The sequence below is a fragment of the Stenotrophomonas sp. GD03654 genome (genome assembly GCF_029845105.1).
In the GTDB taxonomy this organism is placed as follows: Bacteria; Pseudomonadota; Gammaproteobacteria; order Xanthomonadales; family Xanthomonadaceae; genus Stenotrophomonas; species Stenotrophomonas africana.
Map to the genome: position 1 here is coordinate 39867 of NZ_JAOCLC010000035.1, position 12754 is coordinate 52620.

13 protein-coding genes and 1 pseudogene are annotated in these 12754 nt (G+C 67.1%); 7 read left to right on the forward strand and 7 right to left on the reverse strand.

Features of this window, described 5'->3' with window-relative positions; all coding sequences use genetic code 11:
* The first annotated feature begins 84 nt into the window (after window positions 1-84).
* From lptD to N5J73_RS13940, 7 genes and pseudogenes are all read left to right on the forward strand, one after another.
* Entirely contained in the window at window positions 85-2586 is a 2502-nt protein-coding gene (lptD, locus tag N5J73_RS13910; RefSeq protein WP_088479747.1) for an LPS-assembly protein LptD, read from the forward strand.
* Window positions 2583-3911 (forward strand): annotated as a pseudogene (locus N5J73_RS13915) (peptidylprolyl isomerase); the annotation flags it as partial. The gene lptD and the pseudogene N5J73_RS13915, both read left to right, overlap by 4 nt.
* An 18-nt stretch (window positions 3912-3929) precedes the next feature.
* Window positions 3930-4910 carry a 4-hydroxythreonine-4-phosphate dehydrogenase PdxA gene (gene pdxA, locus N5J73_RS13920; protein WP_164078727.1) on the forward strand — a complete coding sequence of 327 codons (981 nt, stop codon included), beginning with the start codon at window positions 3930-3932 and terminating at the stop codon, window positions 4908-4910.
* Window positions 4907-5710 (forward strand): 16S rRNA (adenine(1518)-N(6)/adenine(1519)-N(6))-dimethyltransferase RsmA, encoded by an 804-nt coding sequence (gene rsmA / locus N5J73_RS13925; RefSeq protein WP_049446386.1) that lies wholly within the window; start codon window positions 4907-4909, stop codon window positions 5708-5710. Before pdxA ends, rsmA begins: the two co-directional genes overlap by 4 nt.
* A gap of 13 nt (window positions 5711-5723) precedes the next feature.
* Entirely contained in the window at window positions 5724-6107 is a 384-nt protein-coding gene (gene apaG, locus N5J73_RS13930) for a Co2+/Mg2+ efflux protein ApaG (RefSeq protein WP_049446387.1), read from the forward strand.
* A 15-nt stretch (window positions 6108-6122) separates the two neighbouring features.
* On the forward strand, window positions 6123-7148 hold the full coding sequence (locus N5J73_RS13935; protein ID WP_164078726.1) for a symmetrical bis(5'-nucleosyl)-tetraphosphatase: 1026 nt from the start codon (window positions 6123-6125) through the stop codon (window positions 7146-7148).
* A complete protein-coding gene (locus N5J73_RS13940) occupies window positions 7145-7792 on the forward strand; it encodes a DUF1287 domain-containing protein (RefSeq protein ID WP_049446391.1) in 648 nt (215 codons plus the stop codon). Before N5J73_RS13935 ends, N5J73_RS13940 begins: the two co-directional genes overlap by 4 nt.
* Window positions 7793-7880: 88 nt before the next feature.
* On the opposite strand, the gene N5J73_RS13945 is transcribed toward N5J73_RS13940, so the two are convergent.
* From N5J73_RS13945 to N5J73_RS13975, 7 genes are read right to left on the reverse strand one after another with little or no spacing between them, the layout of a single operon-like run.
* On the reverse strand, window positions 7881-8372 hold the full coding sequence (locus tag N5J73_RS13945) for a dihydrofolate reductase (protein ID WP_049446393.1): 492 nt from the start codon (window positions 8370-8372) through the stop codon (window positions 7881-7883).
* A 13-nt stretch (window positions 8373-8385) separates the two neighbouring features.
* Window positions 8386-8949, reverse strand: a complete 564-nt coding sequence (locus tag N5J73_RS13950; RefSeq protein WP_239508906.1) for a hypothetical protein — start codon at window positions 8947-8949, stop codon at window positions 8386-8388.
* Entirely contained in the window at window positions 8946-9740 is a 795-nt protein-coding gene (locus tag N5J73_RS13955) for a thymidylate synthase (protein WP_154348545.1), read from the reverse strand. Before N5J73_RS13955 ends, N5J73_RS13950 begins: the two co-directional genes overlap by 4 nt.
* Complete coding sequence (lgt, locus tag N5J73_RS13960) at window positions 9737-10624, reverse strand: prolipoprotein diacylglyceryl transferase (RefSeq protein ID WP_099589460.1); 888 nt, start codon at window positions 10622-10624, stop codon at window positions 9737-9739. The genes N5J73_RS13955 and lgt overlap by 4 nt, the downstream gene beginning before the upstream one ends.
* Before the next feature lie 51 nt (window positions 10625-10675).
* Entirely contained in the window at window positions 10676-11170 is a 495-nt protein-coding gene (locus tag N5J73_RS13965; protein ID WP_049446399.1) for a TPM domain-containing protein, read from the reverse strand.
* Window positions 11170-12057, reverse strand: a complete 888-nt coding sequence (locus N5J73_RS13970) for a TPM domain-containing protein (protein WP_279941081.1) — start codon at window positions 12055-12057, stop codon at window positions 11170-11172. Before N5J73_RS13970 ends, N5J73_RS13965 begins: the two co-directional genes overlap by 1 nt.
* Before the next feature lie 3 nt (window positions 12058-12060).
* Window positions 12061-12681, reverse strand: coding sequence for a LemA family protein (locus N5J73_RS13975; protein WP_049446403.1), 621 nt, complete (start codon window positions 12679-12681; stop codon window positions 12061-12063).
* Window positions 12682-12754: the final 73 nt, after the last annotated feature.

Sequence of the window (12754 nt, forward strand, 5' to 3'; positions counted from 1 at the left end):
AACCGGCAGGCTCCGGCGTCCTTCATTGCCCCTATGCAAGGGATGGGGCAAGCTACCGTCCGTTTTCGCCCGAATCCGAACCGCGTGCGCCGAGCCCTCCGCCTGCTTCCCCTGCCTCTGAGCATCGCCATCAGCCTGCCGGCGATGGCCGATGAAAAGCCGCTCAACTGGGGCCTGTGCCCGGCCACCGACGTCATTCCCGCGTTCACTGACGCCCCCACCCCTGTCCCGGCCCAGGACAAAGCTGCCGCCGCGGCCGCCCGCGAGAACCAGCCGACCGACATCGAAGGCGACCAGCTGCTGGGCACCACCACCGTGCCGCAGTACGAGGGCAACGTGGCGCTGCGCCGGGGTGACCAGTTCGTCGGTACCGACAAGCTCAGCTTCGACACCGAGACCGGCAACTACATCGCCGACGGCAATGTCCGCTACCAGGACGGGTCGATCCGGATGGTCGCCAAGCGTGCCGAAGGCAACCAGGAAAGCGACACCCACAAGATCTCCGACATCAAGTACCAGCTGGTGTCGCGCCGGGGCAACGGTGATGCCGAGTCGGTCGACCTGCAGGGCGCGGTCGGCCAGATGCACCGCTCCACCTACACCACCTGCGACCCCTCGCAGCCGGTGTGGAAGCTGTCGGCGCCGCAGATCGAAGTGGACAACGACGAAGGCTTCGGCACGGCCCGCAACGCCGTGCTTCGCATCGGCAAGGTGCCGGTGCTGTGGGCGCCGTACTTCAAGTTCCCGATCGATGACCGCCGCAAGACCGGCCTGCTGTTCCCGCAGCTGGGCATGTCCGGGCGCAACGGCTTCGACTACGCGCAGCCGATCTACTTCAATCTGGCGCCGAACTACGACGATACGCTGACCCCGCGCTACATGAGCCGGCGCGGCCTGCTGCTCGACAACGAGTTCCGCTACCTCTACAACGGCGGCCGCGGCGAGGTGCTGACCTCGTTCATGCCCAACGACCGCCTGCGTGACCGTGACCGCGGCCGGGTGATGTTCACCGGCTACCACAACGTGGACAGCCACTGGCAGGCCCGCGCCAACCTGGCCTGGGTCAGCGACGAGCGCTATGTCGAGGATTTCGCCAACCGCCTGGTCGGGGTCACCGCCTCCAACCTGCAGAGCACGGTGGGCCTGTATGGCACCGGCCAGAACTGGACGGCAGGCATCATGGCCGACCGCTGGCAGCTGACCGACTACACCCTCGACGAGCGCGCCCTGCCCTACAACCGCCAGCCGCGCCTGTACTTCAACTGGGACAAGCCGGTCCGTTCATGGCTGGAAACCGGCATCTACGCCGAAGCCGTGCGCTTCACCCACGATGACATCAACTTCAAGAACGCCGTCGGCACCGGCGAGGATCTGCAGTACACGCGAACGGGCCAGCAGCTCACCTCCGGCGTTGGTGTCAGCGGTGGTTCGCGACTGGACGTGAAGCCCTATGTGTCGTTCCCGATCAGCGGCGCAGCCTGGTATGTGACCCCGACCCTGGCCTACCGTTACACTGCCTACCAGCTTGATCGCGGCCTGGTCGACGGCGTCAACGGCATCCAGGCCCAGATCCTGCGCTCGCAGGGCATCGACCCGACCACGGCCACGCCCGAGCAGCTGCGCGGCAATACCTCGCCCAGCCGCAGCCTGCCGATCGGCAGCATCGACGCCGGCCTGTTCTTCGACCGCGAGACCCGTATCGGCGGCAAGTCCTTCCTGCAGACCCTGGAACCGCGTCTGTTCTACCTGCGCACGCCGTACCGCAACCAGGACGAGCTGCCGATCTTCGACACCCGTGACTTCACCTTCAGCTGGGGCCAGCTGTTCCGCGATTCGCGCTATACCGGCGCCGACCGCCAGAACGACGCCAACCAGCTGACCCTGGCGGTGAGCACCCGGTTCATCGACCAGACCACCGGCAAGGAACGTTTCTCGGCCTCGATCGGCCAGATCCAGTACTTCGATGAGTCGCGGGTGACCGTCACCCCCGGCGGCGCGCCGGTGGAAAAGGGCAAGTCGGCCTGGATCGCCGACGGCAACTACATGATCAACGACCGCTGGACCCTGGGCGCCACCTACCAGTGGGACCCGAAGTACAAGCGCGAGGATCTGGCCAGCGTCCGTGCCCGCTACCTGATGCCCAACGACGGCGTGGTCAACCTGAGCTACCGCTACCGCATCAATGCCGGCGCCCTGCCCGGCGCCAACAAGCATGACCGGACCCTGCTGGAGCAGGCCGACCTGTCGTTCCTGTACCCGCTGAACGCGCGTTGGAGCCTGGTCGGCCGCTATTACTACTCGCTGCAGGACAAGGAGCCGCTGGAAATCATCGGCGGCGTGCAGTGGGACAGCTGCTGCCTGGCCGTGCGTGTGGTCGGCCGACGCTATGTGCGCAATCGCGAAGGCGAGATGAACAACTCCATCCAGGTGGAGTTCGTCCTGAAGGGCCTGAGCTCCATCGGCCAGGACACGGACCGCACGCTGCGCCGTGCTATCCTCGGCTATAACCGCGACGACCTCTATCTGGTGCCGCCCAGCAACACCGGGGCGACCCGGGATGACTACGATCCGAATCTGATCCCATGACCAAGCGCTTCCCCGTTCTACTCGCCTCGCTGCTGGCGGTGTCCAGTGTGTCTGCCCCCCTGCAGGTGCTTGCCCAGGAGGCGCAGCCGCTTGACCGCATCGCCGCCGTCGTCGATGAGGACGTGATCCTGCAGAGCGAGCTCCAGCGTGCGATCGCCAACATCAAGGCGCAGTACGTCGGCCGTGAAAACCAGCTGCCGCCGGAAGACGTGCTCAGCCGCCAGGTGCTCGAGCGCCTGGTGCTGGTCAAGCTGCAGGTGGCCCGGGCCCAGGGCAGCGGCATCCGTATCGGCGACCAGGAGCTGAACCAGGCGATGAATGCCATCGCCCAGCAGAACGGTTCGACCCTGGACGCCCTGCGCCAGCGCCTGGCCCATGACGGCATCGACTTCAATGATTTCCGCGCTTCGGTGCGAGACGAGATCACCGTGCAGCGCCTGCGCCAGAGCTTCGCGCAGAGCCGCATCAGCGTCAGCGAGGGCGAAGTCGATGCTGCGCTGAAGCAGCAGGCTACCGTCGGCAACCAGTATCACCTGGCGCACATCCTGATTGCCCTGCCCGACGGCGCCAATGCCGACCAGATCTCCACCGGCCAGAAGAAGGCCGACGGCGTGAAGGCCCTGCTGGACAAGGGCGAGCTGGACTTCAACGCGGCCGCCGTTCGCTATTCGGACAGCCCCAATGCGCTGGAAGGCGGCGATCTGGGCTGGCGCAGCCTGGATGAAATTCCGCAGGCGTTCGCGCAGATGATGGAAAAGATGAAGCCCGGCGAAGTGGTCGGTCCGATCCGTGGCCCCAGCGGCTTCCAGCTGCTGAAGCTGGTGGACGTGCGCGATGCCAGTGCCGCTGCCGGCGCCAGCACCGTGACCGAGTACCACGGCCGCCACATCCTGGTGCGCGTGGACGATCACCAGACCGACGCGGCCGCCAAGGCCAAGATCGATACCCTGCGTGCCCGCATTGCCGGTGGCGCGGACTTCGAGACCGTGGCCAAGGAGTCCTCCGAAGACAACAACAGCAAGGGCCAGGGCGGCGATCTGGGCTGGTTCCCGGCCGACGCGTTCGGCCCGGCGTTCGGCCAGCAGGTCTCCGGCATCCAGGATGGCGGCGTCAGCCAGCCGTTCCGTACCGATGCCGGTTGGCACATCGTGCAGCGCGTAGCCACCCGCCAGACCGACGTGACCAACGACAACCAGCGTGCCCAGGTCCGCGAGACCATCGGGCGCCGCAAGCTGGAAGACGAGTACAACCGCTTCCTGCAGGAACTGCGTGGCGAAGCCTACGTCAGCTTCCGCAGCGGCGACCGCGCGGAAAACACCGCCACCCCGCCGCAGTCCTGACCGATGCGCCCCGAGCTCGCTCTGGTACCGGGCGAGCCCGCCGGGATCGGCCCGGAGCTGTGCATCCGCCTTGTCCAGCAGCCGCGTGAAGATTGCCGGCTGCTGGCCTTCGCCGATCCGGACACCCTGCGCGCGGCCGCTGCCGCGCTGAACCTGCCTCTGCAACTGCTGCCCGAGGACGCCGAAGCACGCGTCCCCGGTGATCTGCGTCTGCGCGTTGTGGCCAATACCGTGCCCAGCCACTTCGGCCAGGCCAACCCGGCCAATGCCGGTGCCGTCATCGGTGCACTGCTCGGTGCCGGCCAGGCCTGCCTGTCCGGCGAACTGCACGGCGTGGTCACCGGCCCGGTGCACAAGGCGGTCATCAACGAAGGCGGCATCGCCTACAGCGGCACCACCGAACTGCTGGCCGACCAGGCCGGGGTAAAGGTGGTGATGATGCTGGCCAACTCCATCGTGCGCGTGGCCCTGGCCACCACCCACCTGCCATTGCGCGAGGTGGCCGATGCAATCACCGCGCCCGGCCTGGAACACACCCTGCGCACCGTGCACGCCGCGCTGCGCCGCGAGTTCGGTCTGCCCGCGCCACGCATCGCCGTGCTCGGCCTGAACCCGCATGCCGGTGAAGACGGCCATCTGGGCCGCGAGGAATTGGACCTGGTCATCCCGCTGCTGCAGCGCCTGCGCGCGGAGGGCATGGACCTGATCGGGCCGCTGCCAGCCGATACCGCCTTCCTGCCGGCCAAGCTGACCGGCTTCGACACCGTGCTGGCGATGTACCACGACCAGGGCCTGCCGGTGCTGAAGTACTCGGGCTTCGAGCAGGCGGTGAACCTGACCCTGGGCCTGCCCTACCCGCGCGTGGCGGTGGACCATGGCACCGCGCTGGACCTCGCCGGCCGCGGCATTGCCGATCCTTCCAGCCTGCAGGCGGCAACGACGCTGTGTGCGCAGCTTGCGCGGCAACGTACACTGAGCGCATGAATTCCCCGCATTCCCCCTCCGGCCCGGTGTTCACCGCCCCGGCCAAGAAACAGCTTGGCCAGCATTTCCTGGCCGACCGCCACTACATCGACAAGATCGTGATGGCGGTCAACCCGAAAGACGGTGACCGCCTGGTCGAGATCGGTCCCGGCCAGGGCGCGATCACCCTGCCGCTGCTGCGCGTGCATCCGAAACTGACGGTGATCGAGTTCGACCGCGACCTGATCGCGCCGCTGACCGCCGCCGCCGAGCCGCTGGGTGAGCTGACCATCGTCCACCGCGACGTGCTGCGCGTGGACTTCACCGAGCTCGCTGCCGGCCAGCCGATCCGCCTGGTCGGCAACCTGCCCTACAACATCTCCTCGCCGATCCTGTTCCATGCACTGGAACATGCCGCGGTCATCCGCGACATGCACTTCATGCTGCAGAAGGAAGTGGTTGACCGCATGGCCGCCGGTCCCGGCAGCAAGGTATTCGGCCGTCTCAGCGTGATGCTGCAGGCGTACTGCGAGGTGACCTCGCTGTTCGTGGTGCCGCCGGGCGCGTTCCGGCCGCCGCCGAAGGTCGATTCGGCGGTGGTGCGGCTGGTCCCGCGCGACCCGGCCACGATCAACATCAACGACCACAAGCGTTTCGCCGAGGTGGTCAAGGCCGCCTTCGGGCAACGCCGCAAGACCCTGCGCAACGCCCTGAACAACGTGGTGTCCGCCGAACAGTTCGTTGCCGCCGGCGTGCGTCCCGATGCCCGCGCCGAACAGCTGGACGTGGCCGAATTCATCGCTTTGGCCAATGCCTCCTGATTACACTGCCGGTATGGAAGACGCTGACGTTTACGCCATCTCCGTCGAAGTCGCACCGCGCTTCCTCGACGATCAATCCGCGCCGGAAGACGGGCGCTACGCGTTCGCCTACACGATCCGCATCCACAACCAGGGGCGTGTTGCCGCGCGCCTGGTCGCACGCCACTGGCGCATCACCGATGCCAACGGTCGCGTCGAGCATGTTGACGGCGACGGGGTGATCGGCGAGCAGCCGCGCCTGCGTCCCGGTGAAGACTTCCATTACACGTCCGGTGTCATGCTGGGGACCGATCACGGGACCATGCAGGGCCACTACGACATGGTCGCCGACGACGGCACCGAATTTGCCGCGCCGGTCGCACCTTTCGTGCTGGCCGTCCCGCGTACCCTGCACTGACACGGAGGCCGAACGATGAGTGTGTGGGCGATCGGCGACCTGCAAGGCTGCTATGACGTCACCCAGCGACTGCTGGAGAAGATCCGTTTCGACCCGGCCCAGGACACCCTGTGGTTCTGCGGCGACCTGGTCAACCGCGGTGGCCAGTCACTGGAAACGCTGCGGCTGGTGCATTCGCTGCGCGAGCACAGCGTGGTGGTGCTGGGCAACCATGACCTTTCGCTGCTGGCCGTCGGTGCGCGCACCGAAGAGGAACAGCGCAAGGTCAACCCGGACCTGCTGCGCATCGTGCAGGCCGAGGACCGCGACGAGCTGCTGGACTGGCTGCGCCTGCAGAAGCTGGTGCACGTGGACCGCGAACTGGGCTGGATGATGGTGCACGCCGGCCTGGCGCCGAAGTGGACCACGCAGATGGCCGAGAAGCATGCGGCTGAAGTCGAGGCACAGTTGCACGGCGCCGGCTACCGCAAGTTGTTCCGCAACATGTACGGCGACAAGCCGAGCTGGGCGCCCAACCTGTCCGGCTACGACCGCTCGCGCGCGATCATCAACGTGCTCACCCGCATGCGCTACTGCACCCCGCGCGGGCGCATCGGCATCGAGGACAAGGGCACGCCGGGCACGCAGGAACAGGGGCTGTACCCGTGGTTCGAAGTGCCGGGCCGGGTCGAGCGTGACCTCAAGGTCGTCTGCGGCCACTGGTCGGCGCTGGGCCTGACCATCACCCAGGGCGTGCACGCCATCGACACCGGTGCGGTCTGGGGCGGCAAGCTGACCGCGATCCAGCTCGATACCGATGAGCTGCGCGTGGTGCAGGTGCCAGGCCGCGATGTGCCGGCACCGGTGCCGCATGCACGACCGCCGGCGCGACCAGCGCACGAGCGTCCCGCCGCTGCGGTGCAGGGCAAGGAACAGGGTGGCGGCAGTGCCCCCGCTGCCAACCCCGGCAACCGTGGCCCGCGTCGTCGTCGCCGTCGAGGTGGCGGTGGCGGCGGTGGTTCCGGCGGTCCCAACAACAACGGCGCAGCGCCGCAGGCATGATGCGGCGTGGCTGGGCACCATGGACGGTGCTGCTGCTGACGCTGGCCCTGGCCGGCGGCTGCCAGCCCACGTCGGCCCCGACTCCCACCGGCGGCAGGAATGCAGACCACACGCCATCGCAACCGCAGGCGCCTTCGCCGCCACTGGTGGCTGCAGCGCGCGCGCAGATCGGCGTCACCACCCGCTACGACCCTGCCTATCAGGTGCTGGCCTATCCCGGCGGAGATGTCCCGATTGATCGCGGCGTGTGCACCGACGTGCTGGTGCGCGCCCTGCGCAGCCAGGGCCTGGACCTGCAGGCGCGCGTGCACGAAGACATGCGCGGCAACTTCAGCGCCTATCCCACGATCTGGGGCCTGTCACGACCGGATCGGAACATCGATCATCGTCGCGTACCGAACCTGATGCGCTGGTTCGAGCGGCAGGGCTGGCAGCAACCGATCACGGCCCTCGCCGCCGACTACGCGGCCGGCGACATCGTCGCGTGGAAGCTCAACGGCAACGGCCTGCTGCACGTGGGCATCGTCTCCGACCGGCGCCTGGCCAATGGCACACCGCTGGTGCTGCACAACATCGCGCGCGGCACGCGCGAAGAGAACCTGCTGTTCCAGCACACCATCATCGGGCATTACCGGAGGCCGTAGGCAATCCTGTAGAGCCGAGCCATGCTCGGCTACGGGATGTGTCCGGCAACAGCAGCCGAGCATGGCTCGGCTCTACAGGAAACCATCTTCAGCGGCGCACGTAGTGCACGAAGCGGAACGCGTAGGCGTGTCGTTCGTCGGCCGGGTGCGGCTCGCTGCTCACTTCCCGCCAGTCCTGCACGTCCACTTCGGGGAAATGGGTATCGGCAGGGACTTCGGCATCCACCCAGGTCAGGTACAGGTCACTGGCCTGGTCCAGCAGCTGGTGGAAGATCTCGCCGCCGCCGATGATGCACAGCTCGCTGGCGCCCTCGCCTTCGGCAATCGCCTTCGCCTCGTCCAGCGACGCCACCGCCCGCATGCCCTCGAACGGCACCTGGCCGCTGCGGGTCAGCACCAGGTTGGTCCGACCCGGCAACACGCGGCCGATCGACTCGGCCGTCTTGCGGCCCATCAGGATCGGCTTGCCCAGGGTGAGCGCCTTGAAGTGCTTGAAATCATCCGGCAGGTGCCAGGGCATTGCATTGCCCTGGCCGATGCCACGGTTGCGGTCCAGCGCCACGATCATCGACAGCTTCATTACGACCACCTCCTCAGCTGGCGTCGATCTGCAGGCGTTCGCAGGCAGCGTTGGCGGCACTGGCGGCCTGCAACGCCGCCGCCAGCGCAGGGCTGGACGTGGAGTGCTCATCCAGGCCACCGAGGATCTTCTGCTTCTGCGCCTCTTCGATATCTTTCAGGCCCGGTCCCGACAGGATGTCTGCCGACAACGCAGCCGTGTCGGTGCTGGCACGACGTGCCAGAAATGCCTGCAACTGGTCACTGGAATAGACGGTGGCAAGCTGCTGCTCGAGCGTGCGCTGATAGGCCGGATCTTCGATACCGGCCTTCAGGTGCTCGGTCATCGCCTTGTACATGCCGGTTGCCGCCTCACGCATCTGCGCCCGGCAGCCTTCCGGCACATCCTGGGGCATCATCGTGCTGCCGTTGAATGCCCCGGCGAACGCCTGCACTTCCTCGCGCATGTGCTTGTGCACGATCTGCTCATTGACCTGCCGGGCCAACGACAGCGCATCGGCCGGTCCGGCCTGCACCATGGCCAGCGGCAGCATGCCGCACAGCGCCAGCAGGCCACTGGAAATCAGGCGGGTACTCATACCGCCACCGGCGCCTTGATCGCCGGGTGCGGATCGTAGCCGTCGATGCGGATGTCGTCGAACTGGAAACCGAACAGGTCGGTCACCTCCGGGTTCAACCACAGCTTGGGCAGCGCGCGCGGTTCACGCGACAGCTGCTCGCGCGCCTGCTCGAAGTGGTTCGAATACAGGTGCGCATCGCCCAGCGTATGCACGAAATCACCCACGCCCAGGCCGGTGGCCTGCGCCACCATGTGGGTCAGCAGCGCGTAACTGGCGATGTTGAACGGCACGCCCAGGAAGATGTCGCCGCTGCGCTGGTACAGCTGGCAGCTGAGCTTGCCGTCCACCACGTAGAACTGGAACAGGTTGTGGCACGGCATCAGCGCCATCTGCGAAAGCTCGCCCACGTTCCAGGCACTGACCACCAGCCGCCGCGAATCGGGGTTGCGCTTGATCTCGTCCACCAGCCACTGCATCTGGTCGATCTCGCGGCCATCGGCGGTGGCCCAGCTGCGCCACTGCTTGCCGTAGACCGGGCCGAGGTCGCCGTTCGCGTCGGCCCACTCGTCCCAGATCCGCACCTGGTTGTCCTTCAGGTAACCGATGTTGGTGTCGCCTTTCAGGAACCACAGCAGCTCATGGATGATCGAGCGCAGGTGCAGTTTCTTGGTGGTGACCAGCGGGAAGCCTTCAGCCAGGTTGAAACGCATCTGCCAGCCGAACACGCTGCGGGTGCCGGTGCCGGTGCGATCGCTCTTCTCGGCGCCGTGCTCGAGCACGTGCGAGAGCAGGTCCAGGTAAGCCTTCATGCCTTGCCCTCGGCAGCCACCGGCAGCTGCGGCTGCAGTACCGGCGCACGGCGCGACATCACCAGCAGCACCAGGCCGAAGGCGATCAGCGGCAGGCTGAGGATCTGGCCGCGCGTCAGCCAGTCGAAGGCCACGTAGACGCCGTTGTCGGGCATGCGCACGAACTCCACCGCGAAGCGGAACAGGCCGTACATCAGCGCGAACAGGCCACCCACCAGATAGCGGTGACGTGGCTTGGCCGACACGGCCCACAGCACGATGAACATCACCAGGCCTTCCAGGAACGCTTCATACAGCTGCGACGGATGGCGCGCGAACTGGTTCAGCGCGCCGCTGGCGAACTGCGCCTGCAGGGTGGCGTGGTCGAGCTGGTTCAGCGGCGCCGGCAGGCCGGACGGGAACACCACGCCCCAGGTACCGTCGGTGTACTTGCCCCACAGCTCGGCACCGATGAAGTTGCCGATGCGCCCGAAGCCCAGGCCCAGCGGCACCAGCGGCGCCATGAAATCCATGGTGTCGAAGAAATGCAGCCTGTGCTTGCGCGACCACCACCAGCAGGCGCCCAGCACGCCCAGCAGGCCGCCGTGGAAGCTCATGCCGCCATCCCATACCTTGAACAGCAGCAGCGGGTTGTGCAGGAAATCACCCAGCGCGTAGAACAGCATGTAGCCAACGCGCCCGCCCAGCACCACGCCGAGCATGGCGTAGAACAGCAGGTCGGAGAAGCCGTTGGCATCGACGCCCGGCAGGCGCCCATCGGCGATGCGCTTGCGGCCCAGCAGCCAGGCTGCGGTGAAGCCGAGCAGGTACATGATGCCGTACCAATGCACCTTGATCGGCCCCAGCGAAAGGGCGATGGGGTCGATGTCGTGGAAATAGATCATGGAAGGTGCCTTGCGGTTGAACGCCTATTCTCGGGCCAGTGCCGCCCCGGCTCAACCAAGGAGCTGGGGCGAGTTCGGCAACGCGTCATCGTTCGACCGCGTCGAGGCCGGAAAGTGCCCTTCGATCAGGCTGGAGACCTCGTCGATGGCATCCTGCAGCGCCTCCACCGGATGGGAACCACGCAGGCCCTCGCGCAGATGGGTGCAGACCCGCTGCCACTGTGCGGCGCTGACCCGGCCCTGCAGGCCACGGTCGGCAACGATCTCGATGGCATGGTCAGCCAGCAGCAGGTAGATCAGAACGCCATTGTTGTGGGTGGTATCCCAGGTGCGCAGGCGCGCGAAGGCATGCTCGGCGGCCTGGCGCGGGGTGACCTTGTGCCACAGCGCGGCCAGCGGCAGGTCCGCTTCCACCGCGAACATCACCTGCCCGCCGTGGCGCTGCTCACCGGCTGCGATGGCCTCGGTGATCGCCTGCAGCGTGGCCGGCGGGAACGCGCGCCGTACCGACGGCGAAAACACATGACGACACAGTCGTTGGATCATCACCAGCCCCCCGAAGCACCGCCACCACCGGAGCGGCCACCACCGCCGCCCCAGCCGCCGCCGCCACCGAATCCACCGCCCCCGCCGAAGCCGCCTCCGCCGCCCCAGCTGCCACCTCCCCAGCCACCCCCACCGGCAAAGCGGCCCGGGTGACCGGAGAGCATGGCCACGATCAGCCCTACGATGCCTGCCAGGCCACTGGCCAGCAGCGTGGAGGTGAACAGGAACGCCGCCATCGCTGCACCCGCGCCGCCGAGCAGGCCGCGCAGCGGACGTGGCACGCGCGAGAACACGCCTCGCAGGATGCTGCCAGCGAACACACCGATGAACAGCGCCAGGAACCAGGTATCACCGCCACCCTCGGGCTCGCGGCCACGCTGGCTGCTGACCGGCGCAGGCAGCGTTTCGCCGTCGATCAGCTTGACCAGCACGCCGGTGGCGTCGGTGATACCACCTGCGTAGTCACCGCTGCGGAAGCGCGGCACCAGGTATTCCTGGATGACCCGGTTGGCGATCGCATCGGGGATTGCGCCTTCAAGACCGTAGCCCGGCTCGATGCGCACACGCCGGTCGTCCTTGGCCACCACCAGCAGCACGCCGTCATCCACGCCCTTGCGGCCGATCTGCCATTGGTCGAAGACCCGCGTGGTGTACTGCGCGATGTCCTCCGGCTGGGTAGTGGGCACCACCAGCACCTGCAGCTGGCTGCCCTTGCGCTGCTGCAGCTCGATCGCCTGCTGCACCAGCGCCTGCTTCTGCGTGGCATCCAGCGTGCCGGTGGTGTCGACCACCGGCGAATCCAGCGCGGGAACCGGCACCAGCTGCTGTGCATGCGAGCCCAGCGGCAGCCACAGCAGCAGGGCCAGCAGCGCAGTGGCCAGGCGCATCGATCAGTTCCCCGGCTGCGGTGCCGGCTGCTGCTGCGGCGTGTTGCCGAAATCGACCGCCGGCGCGTTGGAGATCTGCGCTTCGTTCTCCACCGTGAAGTTCGGCTTGGTCTTGTAGCCGAAGATCTTGGCGGTGATCACCTGCGGGAACGAGCGGATGTAGGTGTTGTAGTCCTGCACCTGCTGGATGTAACGGCCGCGGGCGACGGTGACCCGGTTCTCGGTACCTTCCAGCTGCGCCTGCAGGTCGCGGAAGTTCTGGTTGGACTTCAGCTCCGGGTAGTTCTCGGTGACCACCAGCAGCCGCGACAGCGCGCTGCCCAGTTCGCCCTGGGCCTGCTGGAACTGCTTGAGCGAGGCTTCGTCGTCGGCATTGACGTTGATCTGGCCGACACGCGAACGGGCGTTGGTGACTTCGGTCAGCACGCGTTCTTCCTGGCTGGCGAAGCCCTTCACGGTCTGCACCAGATTGGGCACCAGGTCGGCGCGGCGCTTGTACTGGTTGATGACCTCCGACCAGCTGGCCTTGACCGCTTCATCCTTCTGCTGGATGGCGTTGTAGCCGCAGCCGGACAGCAGGGAGGCCAGCAGCATCAGGGGCAGGACACGGGTGAACAGGCGCATGGCGGACGTTCCAGGTGGACTTGGCGCCGAGCATGCCACGGTTCGGGTGAAAGACCGGCCATCGGGCGCCGCC